20 protein-coding genes, 1 tRNA gene, 1 pseudogene and 1 riboswitch are annotated in these 16,493 nt (G+C 61.0%); of the genes and pseudogenes, 9 read left to right on the plus strand and 13 right to left on the minus strand.

What is annotated here, in order from left to right:
* Window positions 1-153: 153 nt before the first annotated feature.
* Window positions 154-251, plus strand: a riboswitch (glycine riboswitch).
* Window positions 252-391: 140 nt separating this feature from the next.
* Together cycA and purU are read left to right on the plus strand one after the other, a co-directional pair.
* Window positions 392-1,882 carry a D-serine/D-alanine/glycine transporter gene (cycA, locus tag AOC05_RS12335; protein WP_062007474.1) on the plus strand — a complete coding sequence of 497 codons (1,491 nt, stop codon included), beginning with the start codon at window positions 392-394 and terminating at the stop codon, window positions 1,880-1,882.
* Window positions 1,879-2,793, plus strand: coding sequence for a formyltetrahydrofolate deformylase (gene purU, locus AOC05_RS12340; protein ID WP_062007475.1), 915 nt, complete (start codon window positions 1,879-1,881; stop codon window positions 2,791-2,793). The genes cycA and purU overlap by 4 nt, the downstream gene beginning before the upstream one ends.
* Before the next feature lie 15 nt (window positions 2,794-2,808).
* Here the strand turns inward: purU and AOC05_RS12345 are convergent, their stop codons facing one another.
* Window positions 2,809-3,030 (minus strand): hypothetical protein, encoded by a 222-nt coding sequence (locus AOC05_RS12345; protein WP_062007476.1) that lies wholly within the window; start codon window positions 3,028-3,030, stop codon window positions 2,809-2,811.
* A 351-nt stretch (window positions 3,031-3,381) separates the two neighbouring features.
* On the opposite strand from AOC05_RS12345, the gene AOC05_RS12350 reads away from it, so the two are divergent.
* From AOC05_RS12350 to AOC05_RS20490, 5 genes and pseudogenes are all read left to right on the plus strand, one after another.
* The gene (locus tag AOC05_RS12350) at window positions 3,382-3,876 is read left to right on the plus strand and encodes a hypothetical protein (RefSeq protein WP_062007477.1); all 495 of its coding nucleotides are present in this window, start codon (window positions 3,382-3,384) and stop codon (window positions 3,874-3,876) included.
* Between the two features lie 242 nt (window positions 3,877-4,118).
* Window positions 4,119-4,387 (plus strand): annotated as a pseudogene (locus tag AOC05_RS20475) (FAD-dependent monooxygenase).
* Between the two features lie 12 nt (window positions 4,388-4,399).
* A complete protein-coding gene (locus AOC05_RS20480; RefSeq protein WP_230085349.1) occupies window positions 4,400-4,612 on the plus strand; it encodes a hypothetical protein in 213 nt (70 codons plus the stop codon).
* A 60-nt stretch (window positions 4,613-4,672) separates the two neighbouring features.
* A complete protein-coding gene (locus AOC05_RS20485; protein ID WP_230085690.1) occupies window positions 4,673-4,780 on the plus strand; it encodes an FAD-dependent monooxygenase in 108 nt (35 codons plus the stop codon).
* Window positions 4,747-5,025 (plus strand): hypothetical protein, encoded by a 279-nt coding sequence (locus AOC05_RS20490; RefSeq protein ID WP_230085350.1) that lies wholly within the window; start codon window positions 4,747-4,749, stop codon window positions 5,023-5,025. The genes AOC05_RS20485 and AOC05_RS20490 overlap by 34 nt, the downstream gene beginning before the upstream one ends.
* 144 nt (window positions 5,026-5,169) lie before the next feature.
* On the opposite strand, the gene AOC05_RS12360 is transcribed toward AOC05_RS20490, so the two are convergent.
* Both AOC05_RS12360 and AOC05_RS12365 read right to left on the minus strand, forming a co-directional pair.
* Complete coding sequence (locus AOC05_RS12360; protein WP_062007478.1) at window positions 5,170-6,879, minus strand: ABC1 kinase family protein; 1,710 nt, start codon at window positions 6,877-6,879, stop codon at window positions 5,170-5,172.
* 5 nt (window positions 6,880-6,884) lie between these two features.
* Complete coding sequence (locus AOC05_RS12365) at window positions 6,885-7,427, minus strand: PadR family transcriptional regulator (RefSeq protein ID WP_062007479.1); 543 nt, start codon at window positions 7,425-7,427, stop codon at window positions 6,885-6,887.
* Between the two features lie 186 nt (window positions 7,428-7,613).
* Here AOC05_RS12365 and AOC05_RS12370 point away from each other — a divergent pair, with 186 nt between their 5' ends.
* Window positions 7,614-8,399 carry an isocitrate lyase/PEP mutase family protein gene (locus tag AOC05_RS12370; RefSeq protein WP_062007480.1) on the plus strand — a complete coding sequence of 262 codons (786 nt, stop codon included), beginning with the start codon at window positions 7,614-7,616 and terminating at the stop codon, window positions 8,397-8,399.
* 126 nt (window positions 8,400-8,525) lie between these two features.
* On the opposite strand, the gene AOC05_RS12375 is transcribed toward AOC05_RS12370, so the two are convergent.
* From AOC05_RS12375 to AOC05_RS12405, 8 genes are all read right to left on the minus strand, one after another.
* A complete protein-coding gene (locus AOC05_RS12375) occupies window positions 8,526-8,786 on the minus strand; it encodes a hypothetical protein (protein WP_062007481.1) in 261 nt (86 codons plus the stop codon).
* Between the two features lie 128 nt (window positions 8,787-8,914).
* Window positions 8,915-9,358, minus strand: coding sequence for a Fur family transcriptional regulator (locus tag AOC05_RS12380; protein ID WP_062007482.1), 444 nt, complete (start codon window positions 9,356-9,358; stop codon window positions 8,915-8,917).
* 266 nt (window positions 9,359-9,624) lie between these two features.
* Window positions 9,625-10,107, minus strand: coding sequence for a putative PEP-binding protein (locus tag AOC05_RS12385; RefSeq protein WP_157374982.1), 483 nt, complete (start codon window positions 10,105-10,107; stop codon window positions 9,625-9,627).
* Window positions 10,108-10,128: 21 nt separating this feature from the next.
* Window positions 10,129-10,410 (minus strand): putative PEP-binding protein, encoded by a 282-nt coding sequence (locus tag AOC05_RS20830; protein WP_186760569.1) that lies wholly within the window; start codon window positions 10,408-10,410, stop codon window positions 10,129-10,131.
* On the minus strand, window positions 10,304-10,741 hold the full coding sequence (locus AOC05_RS19815) for a hypothetical protein (RefSeq protein WP_062007484.1): 438 nt from the start codon (window positions 10,739-10,741) through the stop codon (window positions 10,304-10,306). The genes AOC05_RS20830 and AOC05_RS19815 overlap by 107 nt, the downstream gene beginning before the upstream one ends.
* Before the next feature lie 63 nt (window positions 10,742-10,804).
* Window positions 10,805-11,701, minus strand: coding sequence for a PRD domain-containing protein (locus tag AOC05_RS12395; RefSeq protein WP_062007485.1), 897 nt, complete (start codon window positions 11,699-11,701; stop codon window positions 10,805-10,807).
* Window positions 11,702-11,758: 57 nt separating this feature from the next.
* Entirely contained in the window at window positions 11,759-12,232 is a 474-nt protein-coding gene (locus AOC05_RS12400; RefSeq protein ID WP_154605964.1) for a PTS sugar transporter subunit IIA, read from the minus strand.
* 38 nt (window positions 12,233-12,270) lie between these two features.
* A complete protein-coding gene (locus AOC05_RS12405) occupies window positions 12,271-13,821 on the minus strand; it encodes a PTS transporter subunit EIIC (protein WP_062007486.1) in 1,551 nt (516 codons plus the stop codon).
* Between the two features lie 1,118 nt (window positions 13,822-14,939).
* Between AOC05_RS12405 and AOC05_RS12410 the strand changes: the two genes are divergently transcribed.
* Window positions 14,940-15,581, plus strand: coding sequence for a phosphoribosylanthranilate isomerase (locus AOC05_RS12410; RefSeq protein WP_231687230.1), 642 nt, complete (start codon window positions 14,940-14,942; stop codon window positions 15,579-15,581).
* 366 nt (window positions 15,582-15,947) lie between these two features.
* Here AOC05_RS12410 and AOC05_RS12415 read toward each other — a convergent pair.
* A tRNA-Ala gene (locus AOC05_RS12415) sits at window positions 15,948-16,023 on the minus strand.
* 106 nt (window positions 16,024-16,129) lie between these two features.
* A complete protein-coding gene (locus AOC05_RS12420; RefSeq protein WP_082357969.1) occupies window positions 16,130-16,366 on the minus strand; it encodes a hexameric tyrosine-coordinated heme protein in 237 nt (78 codons plus the stop codon).
* Window positions 16,367-16,493: the final 127 nt, after the last annotated feature.

The following is a 16,493-nucleotide window of genomic DNA, read 5'->3' on the forward strand; positions in this document are numbered from 1 at the left end:
GCCAAATTGGCCCGGTAGATACCTCCGCGAAGGCGCCTGCACCCAGCCCTTAAATACCCATTCCCGCCGCCTGCGCGTTTTACTTTTTTTGCATCGCCAGCACTTTAAGGTCTACCATGTGACTCGCGTCACCCAAGAAACATGTAGTGCCATCGATCCGTGGCGGGAGAGTCCCGCCGGAACAGTGTGCGGGCGCCGAAGGAGCAAACCCTCCCCGGGAATCTCTCAGGCCCATGTACCGCCGCGGATAGGCAACTCTGGAAAGCGGCCGGGAAACCGGCCCACCGAAGGTGCAAGCGGCGTCCTTGAACACAGGGACCCGCGGAAACTCTCAGGTCCCAGACAGAGTGGGGAGGAACCCGAATCATCGTGGCACCCTGCCACCGAAACGATGGAGTTCCTTTTGACGACACACCAATCCACGGCTCCCCACGACGCGCCACCGCAGCTTGAGCGGCAGTTGAGCAACCGGCATATCCAGCTCATCGCCATCGGCGGCGCCATTGGAACGGGCCTGTTCATGGGCTCCGGAAAAACCATCTCCGCGGCAGGACCGTCGGTGATCTTCGTCTACATGATCATCGGCTTCATGCTGTTCTTTGTCATGCGCGCTATGGGTGAGTTGCTGCTGAGCAACCTCCACTACAAATCGTTCAGCGATTTCGCCGCTGATCTGTTGGGCCCGTGGGCGGGTTTCTTCACGGGCTGGACGTACTGGTTCTGCTGGGTGATCACCGGAATCGCCGACGTCATTGCCATCGCCGCCTACACACGGGTACTTTGGCCGGGCCTGCCCCTGTGGATCCCGGGGCTGATCACCATCGGCATCCTGCTGGTGTTGAACCTGACCACGGTGAAGGCGTTTGGGGAAACGGAATTCTGGTTTGCCCTGATCAAGATTATCGCCATTGTCGCCCTGATCATCGTGGGCCTGTTCATGATCTTTGGCGGCTTCCGCTCGGACGCTGGGCCGGCAACGTTCACCAACCTGTGGAGCCACGGAGGGTTCTTCCCCAACGAATTCATGGGCTTCGTGGCCGGCTTCCAGATTGCGGTGTTTGCGTTCGTGGGCATCGAATTGGTTGGCACGACGGCGGCCGAGGCGAAGGATCCGGAGAAGAACCTCCCCAAGGCCATCAACTCCATCCCCATCCGTGTGTTGCTTTTCTACGTGGGCGCCTTGATCATCTTGATGTCCGTCATCCCCTGGACCCAGTTTGCTGCCGGGCACAGCCCGTTTATCGCCATGTTTTCACTGGCCGGGCTTGGTGCGGCCGCCACAATCGTGAACCTGGTGGTGCTGACTTCGGCCATGTCCTCCGCCAACTCGGGTATCTACTCCACCTCCCGGATGGTGTACGGTCTGGCGCAGGAAGGCGACGCCCCCCAGCGCTTCTCCAAGCTCTCCAGCCGCAAGGTTCCTAGCAACGCCTTGTTCCTGTCCTGCATCCTGCTCCTGTCCGGCGTGGCGTTGATGTATGTCGGCGAGGACATTGGCAAGGCTTTTGAGATGGTCACCACCGTTGCCGCCGTCTGCTTTGTGTTTGTTTGGTCGATGATTCTGGCCAGCTACCTCGCGTTCCGCCGTCGCCGCCCGCATTTGCACAACTCCTCGAAATTCAAGATGCCCGGCGGCATCCCCATGGTGTGGGTGGTGTTTGCGTTCTTCGCCTTTGTGCTGTGGGCGCTGACTACCCAGCCCGACACCCTGAAGGCATTGCTGGTGACACCGCTCTGGTTCCTCATCCTCGGTGTCGTGTGGTCCTTGATTCGAAAGCGCCCCAGCCACCTGGCCCGCTACGCCGCGTTCCAGGACGATCTCGAGTCGGAACGTGCTAAGTCAGCGGAGCTCCTGGGCAAGCAAACGGCGGCCGGAAAATGACGGCGCACCCCGCTCCCACGCCGTCGCGCATTCAGGCGGCAGAGCCGTCGGAGAGCGGGAAGGGCGGTTTCATCCTGACCATTGACTGCGCGGAATCGCCGGGGATTGTGCACGCAGTGTCCGAGTTCCTGCTGCGGCGCGGCTGCTACATCGTGGATATCAAGCAATTTGGCGACCAGCTGGTGCGGCATTTCTTCATGCGGGTGCATTTCATGGCGATCGAGGGCATGCCAACGCAGGAGGAATTGCGGGCAGGCTTCGCCCCGGTGGCAGAACAGTGGAGCATGAACTGGCGGCTGGAGCCTCACAGCCGCAAGGAACGCATTTTGGTGATGGTCTCCAAATTTGGCCACTGCCTGAACGATCTGCTTTTCCGTTCCCGGAATGGCGAACTGCCGGTGGAGATTGTTGGCGTGGTCTCCAACCATCAAACGCACCAGGACCTGGTGGATTGGTATGGGATCCCATTCCACCACATCCCCGTGACGCCGGAGACCAAGCCGGACGCCGAAGCACAGCTGCTGGATCTGGTGGAGCGCTACAACGTCGAACTGGTGGTGTTGGCCCGTTACATGCAGGTTCTCAGCGATAACCTCACCTCGGTGCTGTCGGGTAGGGCCATCAATATCCACCACTCGTTCCTGCCCAGTTTCAAGGGTGCCAAGCCGTACCATCAGGCCTATGAACGCGGGGTCAAGACCGTCGGCGCCACAGCCCACTACGTCAATTCCGAGCTCGACGAGGGGCCAATCATCGCCCAGCAGGTCATCGAGGTGGACCACAGCTACGGGCCGGCGGACCTTGTGGCTGCCGGCCGGGATGCCGAATGCAAGGCGCTGACCAATGCCGTTCGCTGGCATGCGGAGGGCCGGATCATCTTGTCGGGGAACCGGACGGTGGTGCTGCGCTGACCTTAGCCTTTGCGGTTAAGTGGCGAGACGTTCGGGCACGGTCAGTGGTTTGCGGATCAGGAAGAACGACGGCGGCGCAAGGTACAGCCAGTTTTTGGCCACCGCGTGCCGCCGTTCCGTCGTGGTCCTGGCCACGACGCACAGGAGCAGCGGCAAGGTGACGGCAAGCAGGGGAACCGTTGGCGCGATGCCCCTGACTGTTACCGAAAATGAGCCCGCCAGAGTGGAGAGCACCATTCGAGCGACGCGTGAATGAGCGAGTACCAGGCAACAGTTCCGGCAGGCTCCCCTCCCCTGCGTCCAAGGATTCCAGGTTGCCGGTGTCGCGGACCCTGTCGGTGAAGGCCGCGATCATGGCGCGATCATAGAATTTCTCGGCCATGAGGTCACCCCAAAAGTTCCTCATAGCTGGTGGTGACGTCGTCACACAACGCCCGGGTTGCGCTCACATCAACGGGTTCGGCCATGTCAGTGATCGTAACCGGGAAGCCGGACGTGAATTCCAGTCGACTTCGCCCGCGCAGCACCAAAACTGAAGCATTTAATTGAATCCCTTGACTCCCCACCCAACGTCGCTAGTGTCAGATCATGTCGGCCATCGACGTTTCCGGCCAGCGTCAGCGGACCGTCCGTCGCCAAAGAGCTTCAATTTTTTGGCTGCTTGCCACGGTCGTCTTGTTTCTGGCCTCAGCTGTTCTGGCGTTCATTGCCGCGTTCCAGCGATGGTTCGTGTTCAGCGGCTCGCAGTCACCCGGGGATCTCTCGGTCGAAGACCACCTCTTCGACTACTCCTTCCCCTATGGCGAGTGGCAGAACGTTGAAACGGCGGCGCAGCTCTTTGGAGCGGGGACCCTCGTTCAGGCGCTCGGCGTCCTGACTATGGCGGTCGGGGTCCTGACTGTCCCGGGTACTGCAACGGGCCGCAACGTCATCGGTGCTGCAGCCCTCGCTACCGCCGAAGGTTTACTTGCCATCGCCGTCGCCGCGTTCTTCGTGCTCAACGGCGCACATGCACTGATTTCAGGGGCTGCCGGCACACCTTCCGAGCTGCAAAACGCCATTGCGCTGGGTGGGTCCGGGTAGTCGGATTGGCGGCCCTTGCCAGGTTGTGGTGGCACAAGCTGACGGCAGCCGCGACCGCGTGCTTGTGCCTGCTCGGTTCAACGTTTGCGGGCTACTTCTTGGCAACATTCCTGGTAGCACCCGTGTTTTTCGGGAGCTCACACGACACCGCCAAGTGGACGGAGGCTGTTGTCGCGGCATCGAAGGCTGCGGCGGTAATAGCGATGGTCTTCGCCGTCAGCGGCGGCGGCCCAACGGGGATGATGCTGGTCGGCGAGTTGCGCCTGCAAGGCTTTGACGTGCTCGTGCTGGAGAAGGACGCGGAGCCCCGCAAGGCCGTCCGCTCGCTCGGTCTGCACCCGCGCCAGCGGATCTGGACACAGCTCACGGCTACATTCTTGGTATCCCCCGCCCGGTCACCGACAGTCTGCTGGAGGAGCACACCGTCGAGCTCGGCGCGCAGATCCGGCGCAGCGCCGAGATTACTGGTGCGGAGCAGGACGACGCCGGTGTAACCGTCGAGCTTGGCTAGGTTGAGGTGGCCATGGCACCGAACAAACTGGCAGACGTGCAGGATCGGGTGCGCAAGATCCACGAGGGGCTCGGCATCAGACCGGCCGGGAACGGCCTGTTCCGCGCCGTCGTCCTTGCCGCGGACGTGGCCGGGGACCGCTCGGGCGTGCCATCCTTCGAGGAGTTCAGGACGCAGCTTCGGGCGTACGCCGGGACGGACTTCGGAGCCCACTCTCCGCGTTGACTGTCCCGCTTCGGCGACCCCGCCCACGTCCACCCGCTATTGGGTGGGCAGGGCTTGTATTTGGGCATCCAGGACGCTTTCAACCTTGTCTGGAAGCTTGCCGCCGAGGTCAACGGCTGGCGCCGACGGGGCAGTTGGACAGCTATTTTGTGGAGCGCCACGCGGTAGCCCACGCCGTGCTGACCCTGCCCCGCGACCAGAGCGAGCTGATTTTCCCTGAGCCCGGCCCGCAGGCCGTGCGCCAGTTACTGACCGAGCCGATGGGCTTTGCGGGCGTCAACCGTTTCTTGGCTGAGAAAACCACTTCGATTGGTATCCGCTACGATTTTGTCGAAGGCCCGGAACTGCTCGGGCGGCGCCTGCGCGACATTACCTTGTCGCGGGGACATCTTTACGGGCTCACCCGTCGCTGACGTCAGCACTGAGCTGGACGAGCCCGCCGTCCTGCTTCGCCCTGACGTCCTCGTCGCATAAATCGGCACAGACCAGGGCGAACCGCTACGCTACCTGCCAACCTGGTTCGGAGCCGCATCACGGCGCCTCTGACACCTGCGCCGTCAGCCCCGGCGGCCAGCCCGCACAGCCAAGAGCAGCGGAACCACCGACGCTATCATCAGCACGCTGCCGAGCACCGTGTCATCCGCCCGGACCACGGCACCAGCGATGAGGACGGCAGTAAATATCAGCGCCGCAACCGAGCGCTGAACGTGGCGGTTGAGCCGCGCCAGTTGCCTTTCCAGGCGCGGGTTGGACACCGGCAGGGAACCGTCCTCGATCCGGGCGAGAAGCCCATCCAAACGCTTGGGCAGACGCAGAGCCGTCCCAGCGACGTCGAACGCCTGCTGCGCAACATCCTGCACTAAGTTGCCCCGCTCGTCTCGCAACAGCTGTGCCGCATAGGGTTCCACCGAGTCCCACAGATTGAATTGCGCGTCCAGGGAACTGCACACACCCGAGGTCAGCGACATGGCGCGGATGATCAGCAGGAAGTGCTCCGGCAACTGCACCGGTAATGAGCGGACCACGTCTCCGAACTCCGCCGCGAAATCACGGAACTCCCGCGGGTCCACCTCGCGAAGCTCGGCAAAACCCATTCCCCCAAACCGGGAAAAGAGGTGCGTCATGGCCCGTTCCAACTCGGCCGTGTCAGCCGAGGGCACCAGCACACCCAACTCGCTGATCGCGGCCACCAGCCCCTTGCCGTCACGCGAGGCGGCAGCGATCAGTAGCTTGCGAAGGCCCCTGCGCGTGCTGGGCGCAACCTCGCCCATCATGCCGAAGTCGATGAACGTCAGCTTCCACGGGCGCTCCTGGGTGGCGCCGGCTATCGCAGTGAGAAACATGTTGCCTGGGTGCGGATCGGCGTGGAAAAAGCCGTTAGTGAACAGTTGGTCAAACATGACGGACGCGAATACGGGGGCAACATGTGCCGGGTCGATGCCCGCGGCAAGGAGCGCCGCCGTGTCCGTAACCTTGATGGCCGTGACGTCTTCGAGGGTGAGCACACGGCGGGTGCTCCGCTCCCAGACGACGTCGGGCCCGTTCACCCTGTCGTCGTCGGCAAAATCGGCCGCAAAGCGCGCTGCATTCGCGGCCTCCTGAAGGTAGTCGATCTCCTCGAGACTGGTCTTCGCAAACTCCTCGACCAGCGCCGGGGCGTTGGCGCGATCGGACACGAATCGGACATGGCTGAGCCAGCCACCTACTTTGCGTAGCGCGGCCAGGTCGACGTCGACAATCGCCTCGATGCCCGGCCGCTGCACCTTCACCACCACAATATCGAGCCCGGTGTCGGCGGCATCTCTGGGAAGAAGTTGTGCCCGGTGCGCCTGCCCGAGTGACGCTGCGGCGATTGGCGTCTGTTCAACCCACGCGAACACCGCTTCCAGCGGCGCACCCAGCTCCGCCTCGGCCAGGGCGCGGATTGCGGGGAACGCGACCGGCGGAACCTCGTCCTGCAGCCCTTCCAATTCGGCTGTGATTTCCGGTGGGAGCACGTCGAGCCGGGAGGACATGAACTGGCCGACCTTGATCATCAGACCGCCGAGTTCCACCGCAAGCCCATGGAAACTTTGCGCAAAACGCCGCATCCGCTTTGTCCGGGTGCGCTCGGCTATACCGCCCATCCGCAGTCGGGGCAGAACCAGCTCATACCACCAGGTCACGGCCAGATACCAGGCGGCGAAACGCAAGATGCGCCGGTACCTGGCACGGGTATTACCTGCGCCAGGTACCGGTTCGGCCCGGCCCCGATGAATCGACGCCATCCGTGTCAGTCTTGGGCGAGGATGGAGTACAGCCGGCGGCGAGCTTCCTCGAGCACCTTAACCGCCTCCTGCACCTGCGCCTTCGAACCTGTTCGCCCCACTTGGGCTGCGGCCTGCGCCAATTCCATACCGGCCTTGGGCAGTGCCGCGAAGCCCATTCCCTGCGCTGGACCGCTGGAGTCCCAAGGTGTTTTTGCATCGGCGTCCGCCACGGCCTCACGGCCGGCGTCGGTCAGGGAATAGACCTTGCGCCCATTGGATTCCTCTGCGTTAATGAGGCCCTCGTCTGCCAGTAGCTGCAGTGTTGGGTAGACGGAACCGGCGCTGGGCTTCCAGCTGCCACCACTGCGCTCCTCAATTTCATGGATGATCTGGTAGCCATGCATGGGCTGTTCGGCGAGCAGCGCCAGCACTGCCGAGCGCACTTCTCCGCGGCCAACGCGCGTTCCCGAGGGCTTATCAAACCTCGACCGCAGCTCCTCCACAGCCTGCCACATGCCATCCATGTTGTTACCGAAAAACCCTCCGGACTGGAATGAATTGTGCATCATTATCTCCTCAACGATTTGTTAGCGATACTCAACGATATACCCGCATGGCATCACAAACAAGGGTTTTGCGTGGATTTGATCGAGGCTGTCTTGCCGGCTGTCTTGGGCCTCCTTGCGCTCACCACCCAAGCTTGTAGTCTTGAAGGAAGCCACCTTGATGCTTGCCTCAGGAGGGGAACGAACATGGCCACGTTTAAGGAACTCCACCACGCCAACGTGCCGCTCCTGCTGCCGAATGCCTGGGATGTTGGCTCGGCGCTTGCATTTGCGGCGGCCGGGTACACCGCTATTGGAACCACCAGCTTTGGTATTGCGGGAAGCGCGGGCCTGCCCGACGCTGCGCGGACGGGCGAGGCGGCAACCATGGCATTGGCGGCCCAACTGTGCCGCCTTCCTGTCCACATCACGGTGGACTGTGAGGACGGCTACTCAGATGATCCCTTGGCTGTAGCAGGCCTGGTGGCCCAACTGGCGTCTCTGGGTGTGGCCGGGGTCAACCTTGAGGACAGCTTCGACGGACGCCTGGTAGATCCGTCAGCTTTTGCTGCGAAGGTAACGGCCGTGAAGCAGTGCAGCCCCGAGGTTTTCATCAATGCCAGGGTGGACAACTTTTGGTTTGGCCAGGACGCCACCGTTGGGGCGGTCCTGCAGCGTGCCCGCACCTATGCTGATGCGGGTGCTGACGGCATCTTTGTCCCGGGCGTCGTGAAAGCAGAGCACATCAGCAGCATCACCTCCGGGACCGCAGTGCCGGTGAACCTGCTGGCGCACCCGTCACTGACAGTGGCCGAGTTGGGCAAGCTGGGTGTCCGGCGTGTGAGCTCCGGTTCTCTCCCCTACCGGGCGTCAGTGGATGCGGCAGTAAACGTTGCCAATGCCTTGCGCGAGGGCTCGCCGACACCGGCCGCCACCTCCTACTGGGAGATCCAAGCGCGGCTGGTGGCATTCAATCAGGGCCTAGAGGGCTGAGCGGCAGTTTCAAAGTTAAAGTCAGTCAATCCGATTCCCCCCGCATAGGCCGCGCACGGACCTCACTAGTCAAAGAATCGACTCGGCCCCTATTTTGGGCCTTAATTTGAGCCAACTCCCACGCCACTACTTCCCGGAGTGCACGTAGGATCCCATTGTCCCTGACGGCCCGGATGTGGTGGTCACATAGCTTCCGGCCCACCTTGGCTGGGGCGCGCCGGTGGTCACATAGGTGCCAATTTCGGCGGAACCGGCCGCATCGGTAGTCACATACCGTCCGCCGAGTTCCGAATGTACGGCCGGGGACGTTGCCGCGGGTGACCCCGTGCCGTCTGAGAGGAATAAGCGGATGTGGGGGTTTCGCGGTGAAATGAAAGTGGTAGTCAAGGTGTTTCCTTAATGGGTTTGCTTGATGTGGGTGCAACAAATTGCGCCACGAAAAGGTGGTTGTCGGCGGGCACGATAAGCCACTGCCCGCACAGAGTTGTTGAAAAAGAGTTGCCGCCAGCGGCGGGTTATGGTGCTGCTGTGACCAGTTGGCACTGGGAGCACAGGCCCCAGAAGGTGATTTCGGCCCTTTGGATGGCGAATCCAAGCATGTTCGACGGCGTGAGGCAGGGGCTTTCGCCAATGACGCAGTCCACATCCTCGACACGTTTGCAGTTCAGGCACACCAGGTGATGGTGGTTGTCCCCCACCCGAGCCTCGTAAAGTGCAGAAGATCCTGCCGGTTCGATCTTTCGGACCAAGCCAGCTGCCACCAATGCCGCCAGCACGCCATAGACCGCTTGGAGAGAGGTTTTTGGCAGGGACGTGGCCACAGCGGAAAAGACCCTTTCTGCGTCCTGATGTCCGTTGCTGGAGAGGACACCGAGAACCGCCAGGCGCGGAGCTGTGACTTTCAGTTGGGCTGACCGAAGCCTGCCCTCCAAAATCTCCTGCTGCTGGTCTTTGTCCATGACGCAATTCTAACAGTTGTTTTGAATCGATCAAAACAACTGAGTAGTGATACTCCGCACCGTGTGCACCTGGCTTCGGCATCAACCAGCAAGGCGAACAGCACCCCGATCCGAGGATCGGGGTGCTGTTTGCCTGTCCTGGGAACTGCTAAGCGTCCAGGTCCGTGGCGATCAGGGCCGCGGGCTGGGCGTGCAAGCCAACCGGGGATCCAACTGCAACTTTTTGCCTGGTTATTCTTCTACTCCTTGGAACATCTTTTGGTGAATTATGAAAGCAAATTGCGGGCTGTGGCCTTGGCTGCGGCCGCCGTGGTGCAGTGACGGACGGCCACAGCTGCCTGTTGGTACTGCTCCAGCTTCACGGATTCGAGCTGGAGGCCCACGGCGGCCACGGCGTTCGGTGCCATGGACAAGCTGCTCAGACCCAGGCCCACCAGGATGCATGCAAGGAGCGGATCTGCCGCTGCCTCGCCGCACACGCCCACCGGCTTCTGGCCGCTGGTGCCCGCCATCGCCGCGAGGCGGATCAGGTACAGCACCGACAGCTGCCAGCTGTCCGTCAGCGTGACAACGGTGGGAGCCATGCGGTCCGCGGCCATGGTGTAGTGCGTGAGGTCGTTGGTGCCGATGGACATGAAGTCCACCTCGGCCAGGAACCCGCCAGCAAGCAGCACGACGGACGGCACCTCGGCCAGGAACCCCGCTCTGCTGTTGTGCCGCGAGCGCAATGCCATCGAGCTGGAGCTCAAGCAGGCCTGGATCGACTTGGCCTAGCCGGATGCCACGAACGCCCAGTGCCGGATTCTGCTCATCAGCGTGCACCACAAGGGCACGGGCTTCTCAGATCCGGCGTCGAGGGTTCGAATGAGGACTTTTCTCCCGGGGAAGGCGGCGAAAACTTCGCCATGGATGCTGGCTTGTTCGGCGGCGGATGGCTCGTGCAGGTCAGAAAGGAAGCATAGTTCGGGGCGGATGAGCCCCGCGCACTGGGTTGGGAATTGTGCTGCGGCGCGCGCCCCAGTACCGTCCTGAACATTGGCCAAAATTTCCACGGCAGTTCCACCCCTGGGCGCGTCCGGGACCCTTCCAGGACTGCACGGCCTCGCTGCGGGCCGCATCCGCCTGGACTTTTGCCGCGGCTACCGCGTGATCAGCACCAACTTCCACGGTTCCTGCTGCCCCGTCAGTGAGTACCAGGGCACCTTCGGCAATGTCTGCCAATTCCAGTGCCGGGTCAAGAGTAGCTGTGCCTGCCGGGGCGAGGTCCTCGGCCAGCAGGATGATGAGGGTAACCGGAGTGGGGAAGTCGGGTTCCTGCAGGCCAAGCAACTCGGAGAAGACGCGGTTGCGGATGTCACCAAGATCGGCGACGCTCTCAGCCATCAGGCCCCTAGTTTTCAAACTTTGCGATGAACTGCGCAATGGCGGCCACTGTTCCGGTGGTGGTCATAGCGTTGTCAATCTATTTGACTCCTCAGTCGTAAGCATCTCGACATAGAGCCGACTTGTGTGCAGTGCCAGGTAGGAGACCTCGTCCGCTCCGAGTTCCCGGTGGAGCGCGGCGTCAATGAGTTTGGCCACCTTCACGGCTGCATCTGCCGCCTCCGGGTAGGCCTGACGCACGGATGCCAGAACATCCACACGGATCGTGGCGGAGCCAGCTGCTTCTGCCGAGCGCGCAAAGAGATAGCGCAAATGCGTCACGAACCGTGACGCACTCAGCGTATTCTCGTCAACGTTTTTGCCCCACCGCACCGACAGTAGCGAGAATACCCGTGCGATGGTCTCGGTCATGGAGACGGTTTTAGAAAAATCAGACTTCGCCCATTGCTGGTTGACGAAGTGGAGGGCAAAAGCCACCCATTCATCCTCTTGCAACTGCACGCCGAGCCGCTCCATGATGAGGGCAACAACCCACCGTCCCAGGTTTCCCTCGGCCGGGTAAAGCTGGGCCACTTCCCACCGCAGCGGGAAGTCGACCTTGACGCCGTCCTGGGCACGTTGCACGGCAAAGCCCAAATGATCCAAAATGGGGACCAGCAGAGACTGCCGGGGCTCTAATTTCAGTTCCGTCTGGGCCATCGCCATGATCTCCTGAACCAGCTCAATCTGCTCCAATGGAGCATCGCTGAGGATTCCGGCAACATGGCTGGCTGCATAGCTGCCGTCGGGAACGAACCTTTGATCCGCTGCATCCAGGTCGACAATTTCACCGGGTTTATGGTTGAAACCGATTCCCTTGCCCACAAGAACCATCTCGCTGCCGTCGGCGAGCTCGGCAAGGAGAACGTTGTTGTTGTAGACCCTCTTGATGGTTGCGGCGGGTCCCCGAGTCAGGTCCATGATGACCCGGTCCTGACAGCTACTTGGGCGCAGGCAGCGCCCAAGACGGGCGCCATGTTATTTCTTCCGAACGGTGATGACGGCCGCACCACTGACAGCGCCGATTTCAGTCTCGGCAATGGCAAAGCCCTTGCCGTTGGTCAGCAGAACAGGGGTGACCATGGACGGCACCAAGGGAGCCATCTGGGCCAGATCACAGGAGATGATGACATCGCCGCGCTGGACTCGGTCGCCCTTCTCTCGGTGGGCTGTGAATCCTTCGCCCTTGAGCTTGACGGTGTCCATGCCAATGTGGACAAGTATTTCCGCACCGGCGTCGGTGCGGACCGCGAAGGCGTGCAACGTCTTAGCGAGAAGTATCAGTTCCCCGTCCACAGGACTCACAAAGGTACCTTCCGTGGGCTCGACGGCGAATCCCTCACCTACGGCGCCGCTGGCGAACACCTGGTCAGGAACATCGGCCAGGGCCATCACCGTACCGGCGGCCGGGGCGAAGATCTGCTCGCCCTTCTTCTTGAACATTTTCAACATCTGTTGACTCCTAAAATGGTTAAGCGTTTGGTGGTGAGTTAGTCGTCAATGCCAAGGCTTTCATTGATGGCATTTTTGTAAAGAACAGCTTTTCCGCCATAAACAGCTTGAACACCGCCGCTGACCTCAAAAACGCCTGTGGCGCCGAGTTTGCGGAGTTTTTCCTTGTCCACTTGGGTGGGGTCCTTGACGGAAACACGCAGCCGGGTGATGCAGGCGTCAACATCGTCAACGTTTTCCGGGCCACCCAGCGCGGTCAGTATCTGTGCGGCCTCATGCTGGAGCGGCGTGCCCTCTTCGGGCCCGCCAGACATGGCCGGGACCAGCTCAGCTTCGCTGTCAGCGGAGGGGGCCTTGTCGTCGTTCCCCAAGGTGTCTTCAAGGTGTCCGGGGGTGCCGAACTTGAACTTCTTGATGAAGAACTTAAACGTGAAGTAGTAGAGGAAGAACCATACAACTCCCACGGGGATCACCAGCAGCCAATTAGTCCGGTCGTTGCCCTGGAATACGCCAAAGAGCAGGAAGTCGATCAGTCCGCCGGAGAAGGTGTTGCCGATACTGATATTGAGCAGGTCCGCGATCAAGAAGGAGAGCCCGTCGAAGACCGCGTGAATCACGTAAAGGATGGGGGCCACAAAGAGGAACATGAACTCGATCGGCTCGGTGATTCCCGTGATGAATGAGGTCAGGGCAACGGAGGCAAAAAGGCCCGTGTACTTGGCGCGGCGACCCTTGGGGATGACATGCCACATGGCCAGGCAGGCGCCCGGCAAGCCGAACATCATGGTGTCAAAGCGGCCCGCAAAGAAGCGGGTTCCTTCGGTGAATAGACCCACATGGTTCGGGTCGGCCAACTGGGCGAAGAAGATCTTCTGTGCACCGACGATTTGGACACCGTTGACAATTTCGGTGCCGCCCAGCGGTGTGTACCAGAACATGGGGTAGATCATGTGGTGCAGACCTGCTGCGCCGCTAAGCCGTAGCAAAGAGCCGTAGAGGAAGGTGCCAAAGGCGCCCATTCCGGCGATACCGGTGCCGGCACTGACAAGCGCCATCTGGACTGGCGGCCACACCAGGAAGAAGAGGGCTCCCACAAAGATGGCTGCGAACGCCGTGACGATTGGTACGAAGCGGGAGCCACCAAAGAAGCCAAGAACGGCTGGCAATTGGATGTTGTGGAATCTGTTGTGCAGCATGACGGCCACACCACCTACTACCAGGGCCCCCACCACGCCGGTGTCAATGGCCACCGAATCGGGGCTGAAGACCTCCAAGAGAGACTTGATGGTTGCCACCATCACCAGGTATCCAACAACACCCGCGAGCGCGGCAGTTCCCTTATCCCGTTTGGCCAGACCGATGCACAGGCCGACGGCGAGCAGGATGGCTAGGTTGTCAAAGACAGTTGCGCCAGCTGCTGACATGACAGAGAAAATTCCCTGCAAGACATGGTTGTCCAGCACCGGGTAGGCGGCAACGGTGGTGGGGTTGGAGAGGGCCCCGCCAATGCCCAGCAGCAGGCCGGCTGCTGGCAGGATGGCGACCGGCAGCATGAAAGCCTTGCCGATCTTTGAAAGTTCCTTGAACACTACAATTCCTTATCGCTCGTAGCTCGACGACGTCGTCGAAGCTAGAATCTGAGCCGATGGGGAGCCTTTAATTCCATAAGGAGCGCATCTGGGATGTGGCGGGCGGCGATGCTGGCGGCCCACGCAAAATGCGAAGTCATGGTTGGATCCTCGGACAAAGACAGACGGATCGCCTAACGCAAATTGCTGCGCGAGGCGTGGCGTCTCAGGTTATTGCCGAAAGTTACAATCCCGATGACAACCGCTAAAAGTAGCGGCTGAACAACACTACACGTGTGACGGGCATCAACGCCAAATTCGCTCCGAAACGATGATTTCCAGCGCGAAAGTGATACCCCCACGGCGGCCCCCGGAACTGTCCGGCGCCTGCCCGTTACCTCAGTCACTTCGGCAATGCGGTCATAACGGTACAACGAGGCAAGTCCCCCATAGCTTGTCCCCGACACGATATTCTCTGCTGCCTTGGCGGTCCGGTTCCTGCGGCGATGGCCGAATCCAAGCCTCTTGCGATCTACCAGCGCGTTTGCCGAAAGGACGGCGACTGTGGATTCAGCATCCTTGTGGAAGAAAGCGTAGGCAGTGTAGCGGCTGTCATCTGAGGGATTCGGGTCAATCACATGAGAGTTTTTGCTGATTCTCCAAGGAGTCAAGGAAACTCAGGCGTTCCAGGCTGCGGGCCCATTGGTACGGGAAAGATTGTGGGGCTAGTGTCCGTGATTGAACCTCTCGAATTCCTGCCCCTTAAGTTCGACGACGAGCGCACCTTTGGCTCGGTCGTGGTCGCATTCGATGGCATAGGAGGCGCTGTCTCATCCCCGGCCAGCAAGACCCAATCTGCGGTCTCGGCGGCCAGAACTCATCCACCCAATGCGCCGCGGGCGGGAAAGTCCAACTCGATATTGGGGATGCAAGGCCCGGCGGCCTTGCAGACGCGCACCGATTCACCGGTTCACTGGCGAGGTGGACCCGGCGCATGCTCCGCACTTGACCCGCCCTTGGCGGCCACCCGTGTCACCTTGCGCGGTTCAAAGGCAGGCTTCAAACGACCCAGGTCCAACGTTTCAGACTGTTAAAATGGCGAGGATGCTCCCCGAGGAGTTCACTTTGTCGTGGGTGAGATGGAAGAGTCAGGACTGATGTCAAGAATGTACTTAAAGATCTGTGGTTTGCAGACAGCCGAAACAGTTGCTGCAGCCGTCACGGCAGGAGCCAACGCCATCGGCTTCGTCTTTGCGACCGGAAGCCCGCGGACCATCACGGCGGAGCTCGCGGCCGAGCTTGGACGCGAAGTTCCCATGGGTGTTGAAACGGTGGGCGTGTTCCGCAACCAGCCTATCGGGACTGTCGTGGACACCGCGCTGCGGGCGGCACTGACTACCGTCCAGTTGCATGGCAACGAACCTGTGGCAGATATGGTGCGCCTGCGTGAGGAAGGCTTCCGCACGCTCAGGGCCTTCTCTGCTGCCTCCTACAGCGCCCTGGACCCGGCCCAGAAGCTGGCCTGGGCATCCGAGCGGATCCTGCTGGACGCCGTCGACCCCGGCGCCGGCGTGGCCTTTGACTCCACGCTCTTAGAAGGTGCCACGCCGTCGGGCTTCTGGCTGCTGGCTGGCGGGCTCACCCCGAACAATGTTGCCCAGTTGGCCACGGCGCTGCGCCCGAACGGGGTGGATGTTTCCAGTGGTGTGGAATCGCTCCGCGGCGTCAAGGATCCCCAGCTCATCAGGGATTTCATCGGGGCGGCCCGGACAGTCCCGTAGAAAAACCACCGGCACGGAATGAGGAGTGTCAACGTCCCACATCAGTAGTACACCTCAGAAGAGCATTCCACCCCGAAACCTTATTGACTACCTTTGCAGGGCCTGGCGGCAGTAGATCCAATTGCGCAGCAAGCTGCTGCGCAATTGGATCTACTGCCGCCAGGCCACAATTCGATGACCAAACGAGCTGAAAATCCCATCCTGTTTTTAGCTCAAGGCGTGTCGTTTCCGTGTCATGGCTGTCTCCTTCAAACGATCAAGAAAGAACCGGATGGCTCACAACCAGCTTGACGGAGAGGGGTTGGCCCTATTTTGGCCAAACAAAAGCCCCCCAACCCAACGTTTCCGCAGGTCAGAGGGCCTTCTTGGTGGAGCTAAGGAGATTCGAACTCCTGACCTCCTCGATGCGAACGAGGCGCGCTACCAACTGCGCCATAGCCCCGTGACGGCTGTTACACCGTCTGCTTTTCAAGGTTAAACCCACAGCCAGCAGAATCCAAATTGGCCAGCCCCATAGAGCCAGCGACCCCAAGGCGTCCGCGCCCCAGCTAGGAGTTCTTACGCCAGTACTTGTTGGCTGCGGCAATCGTGGCAAATTCAAGCGCCACCACCTGTGCCGCCGCGGTCAAGGAGTCGGGACTGTTGGCGTACTTGGGAGGCAGTGCCTTGCGCACCTCGGCCTCGGGCTGGATGGCGCCGATGCTCTTGCGGGCCATCGTCATTGCCAGTTGTCGCCCTTCTTCGGGCGTCGCGGTTATCAAGGTTCCGCCAGGGATCATTTCCATAGTCTTCCTCCAAATGAGCAGTCTCGGCCTAAAATGTCAGCCTACTGTATTGGTTCGGATAAAACCGTGAAAAATGGACTGCGACCTGACCACACGCCGCTAGCGGTGGAACGCTGCAACCCTGACG

The sequence above is a fragment of the Arthrobacter alpinus genome, from assembly GCF_001294625.1.
In the GTDB taxonomy this organism is placed as follows: domain Bacteria; phylum Actinomycetota; class Actinomycetes; order Actinomycetales; family Micrococcaceae; genus Specibacter; species Specibacter alpinus_A.

Excerpts from the sequence above, each read along its gene's own strand:
- cycA (WP_062007474.1), top strand. The coding sequence starts at position 392 with ATGGAGTTCCTTTTGACGACACACCAATCCACGGCTCCCCACGACGCG.
- purU (WP_062007475.1), top strand. The coding sequence starts at position 1,879 with ATGACGGCGCACCCCGCTCCCACGCCGTCGCGCATTCAGGCGGCAGAG.
- AOC05_RS12345 (WP_062007476.1), bottom strand. The coding sequence starts at position 3,030 with ATGGTGCTCTCCACTCTGGCGGGCTCATTTTCGGTAACAGTCAGGGGC.
- AOC05_RS12350 (WP_062007477.1), top strand. The coding sequence starts at position 3,382 with ATGTCGGCCATCGACGTTTCCGGCCAGCGTCAGCGGACCGTCCGTCGC.
- AOC05_RS20480 (WP_230085349.1), top strand. The coding sequence starts at position 4,400 with ATGGCACCGAACAAACTGGCAGACGTGCAGGATCGGGTGCGCAAGATC.
- AOC05_RS12360 (WP_062007478.1), bottom strand. The coding sequence starts at position 6,879 with ATGGCGTCGATTCATCGGGGCCGGGCCGAACCGGTACCTGGCGCAGGT.
- AOC05_RS12365 (WP_062007479.1), bottom strand. The coding sequence starts at position 7,427 with ATGCACAATTCATTCCAGTCCGGAGGGTTTTTCGGTAACAACATGGAT.
- AOC05_RS12370 (WP_062007480.1), top strand. The coding sequence starts at position 7,614 with ATGGCCACGTTTAAGGAACTCCACCACGCCAACGTGCCGCTCCTGCTG.
- AOC05_RS12380 (WP_062007482.1), bottom strand. The coding sequence starts at position 9,358 with ATGGACAAAGACCAGCAGCAGGAGATTTTGGAGGGCAGGCTTCGGTCA.
- AOC05_RS19815 (WP_062007484.1), bottom strand. The coding sequence starts at position 10,741 with ATGGCTGAGAGCGTCGCCGATCTTGGTGACATCCGCAACCGCGTCTTC.
- AOC05_RS12395 (WP_062007485.1), bottom strand. The coding sequence starts at position 11,701 with ATGGACCTGACTCGGGGACCCGCCGCAACCATCAAGAGGGTCTACAAC.
- AOC05_RS12400 (WP_154605964.1), bottom strand. The coding sequence starts at position 12,232 with ATGTTGAAAATGTTCAAGAAGAAGGGCGAGCAGATCTTCGCCCCGGCC.
- AOC05_RS12410 (WP_231687230.1), top strand. The coding sequence starts at position 14,940 with ATGGAAGAGTCAGGACTGATGTCAAGAATGTACTTAAAGATCTGTGGT.
- AOC05_RS12420 (WP_082357969.1), bottom strand. The coding sequence starts at position 16,366 with ATGGAAATGATCCCTGGCGGAACCTTGATAACCGCGACGCCCGAAGAA.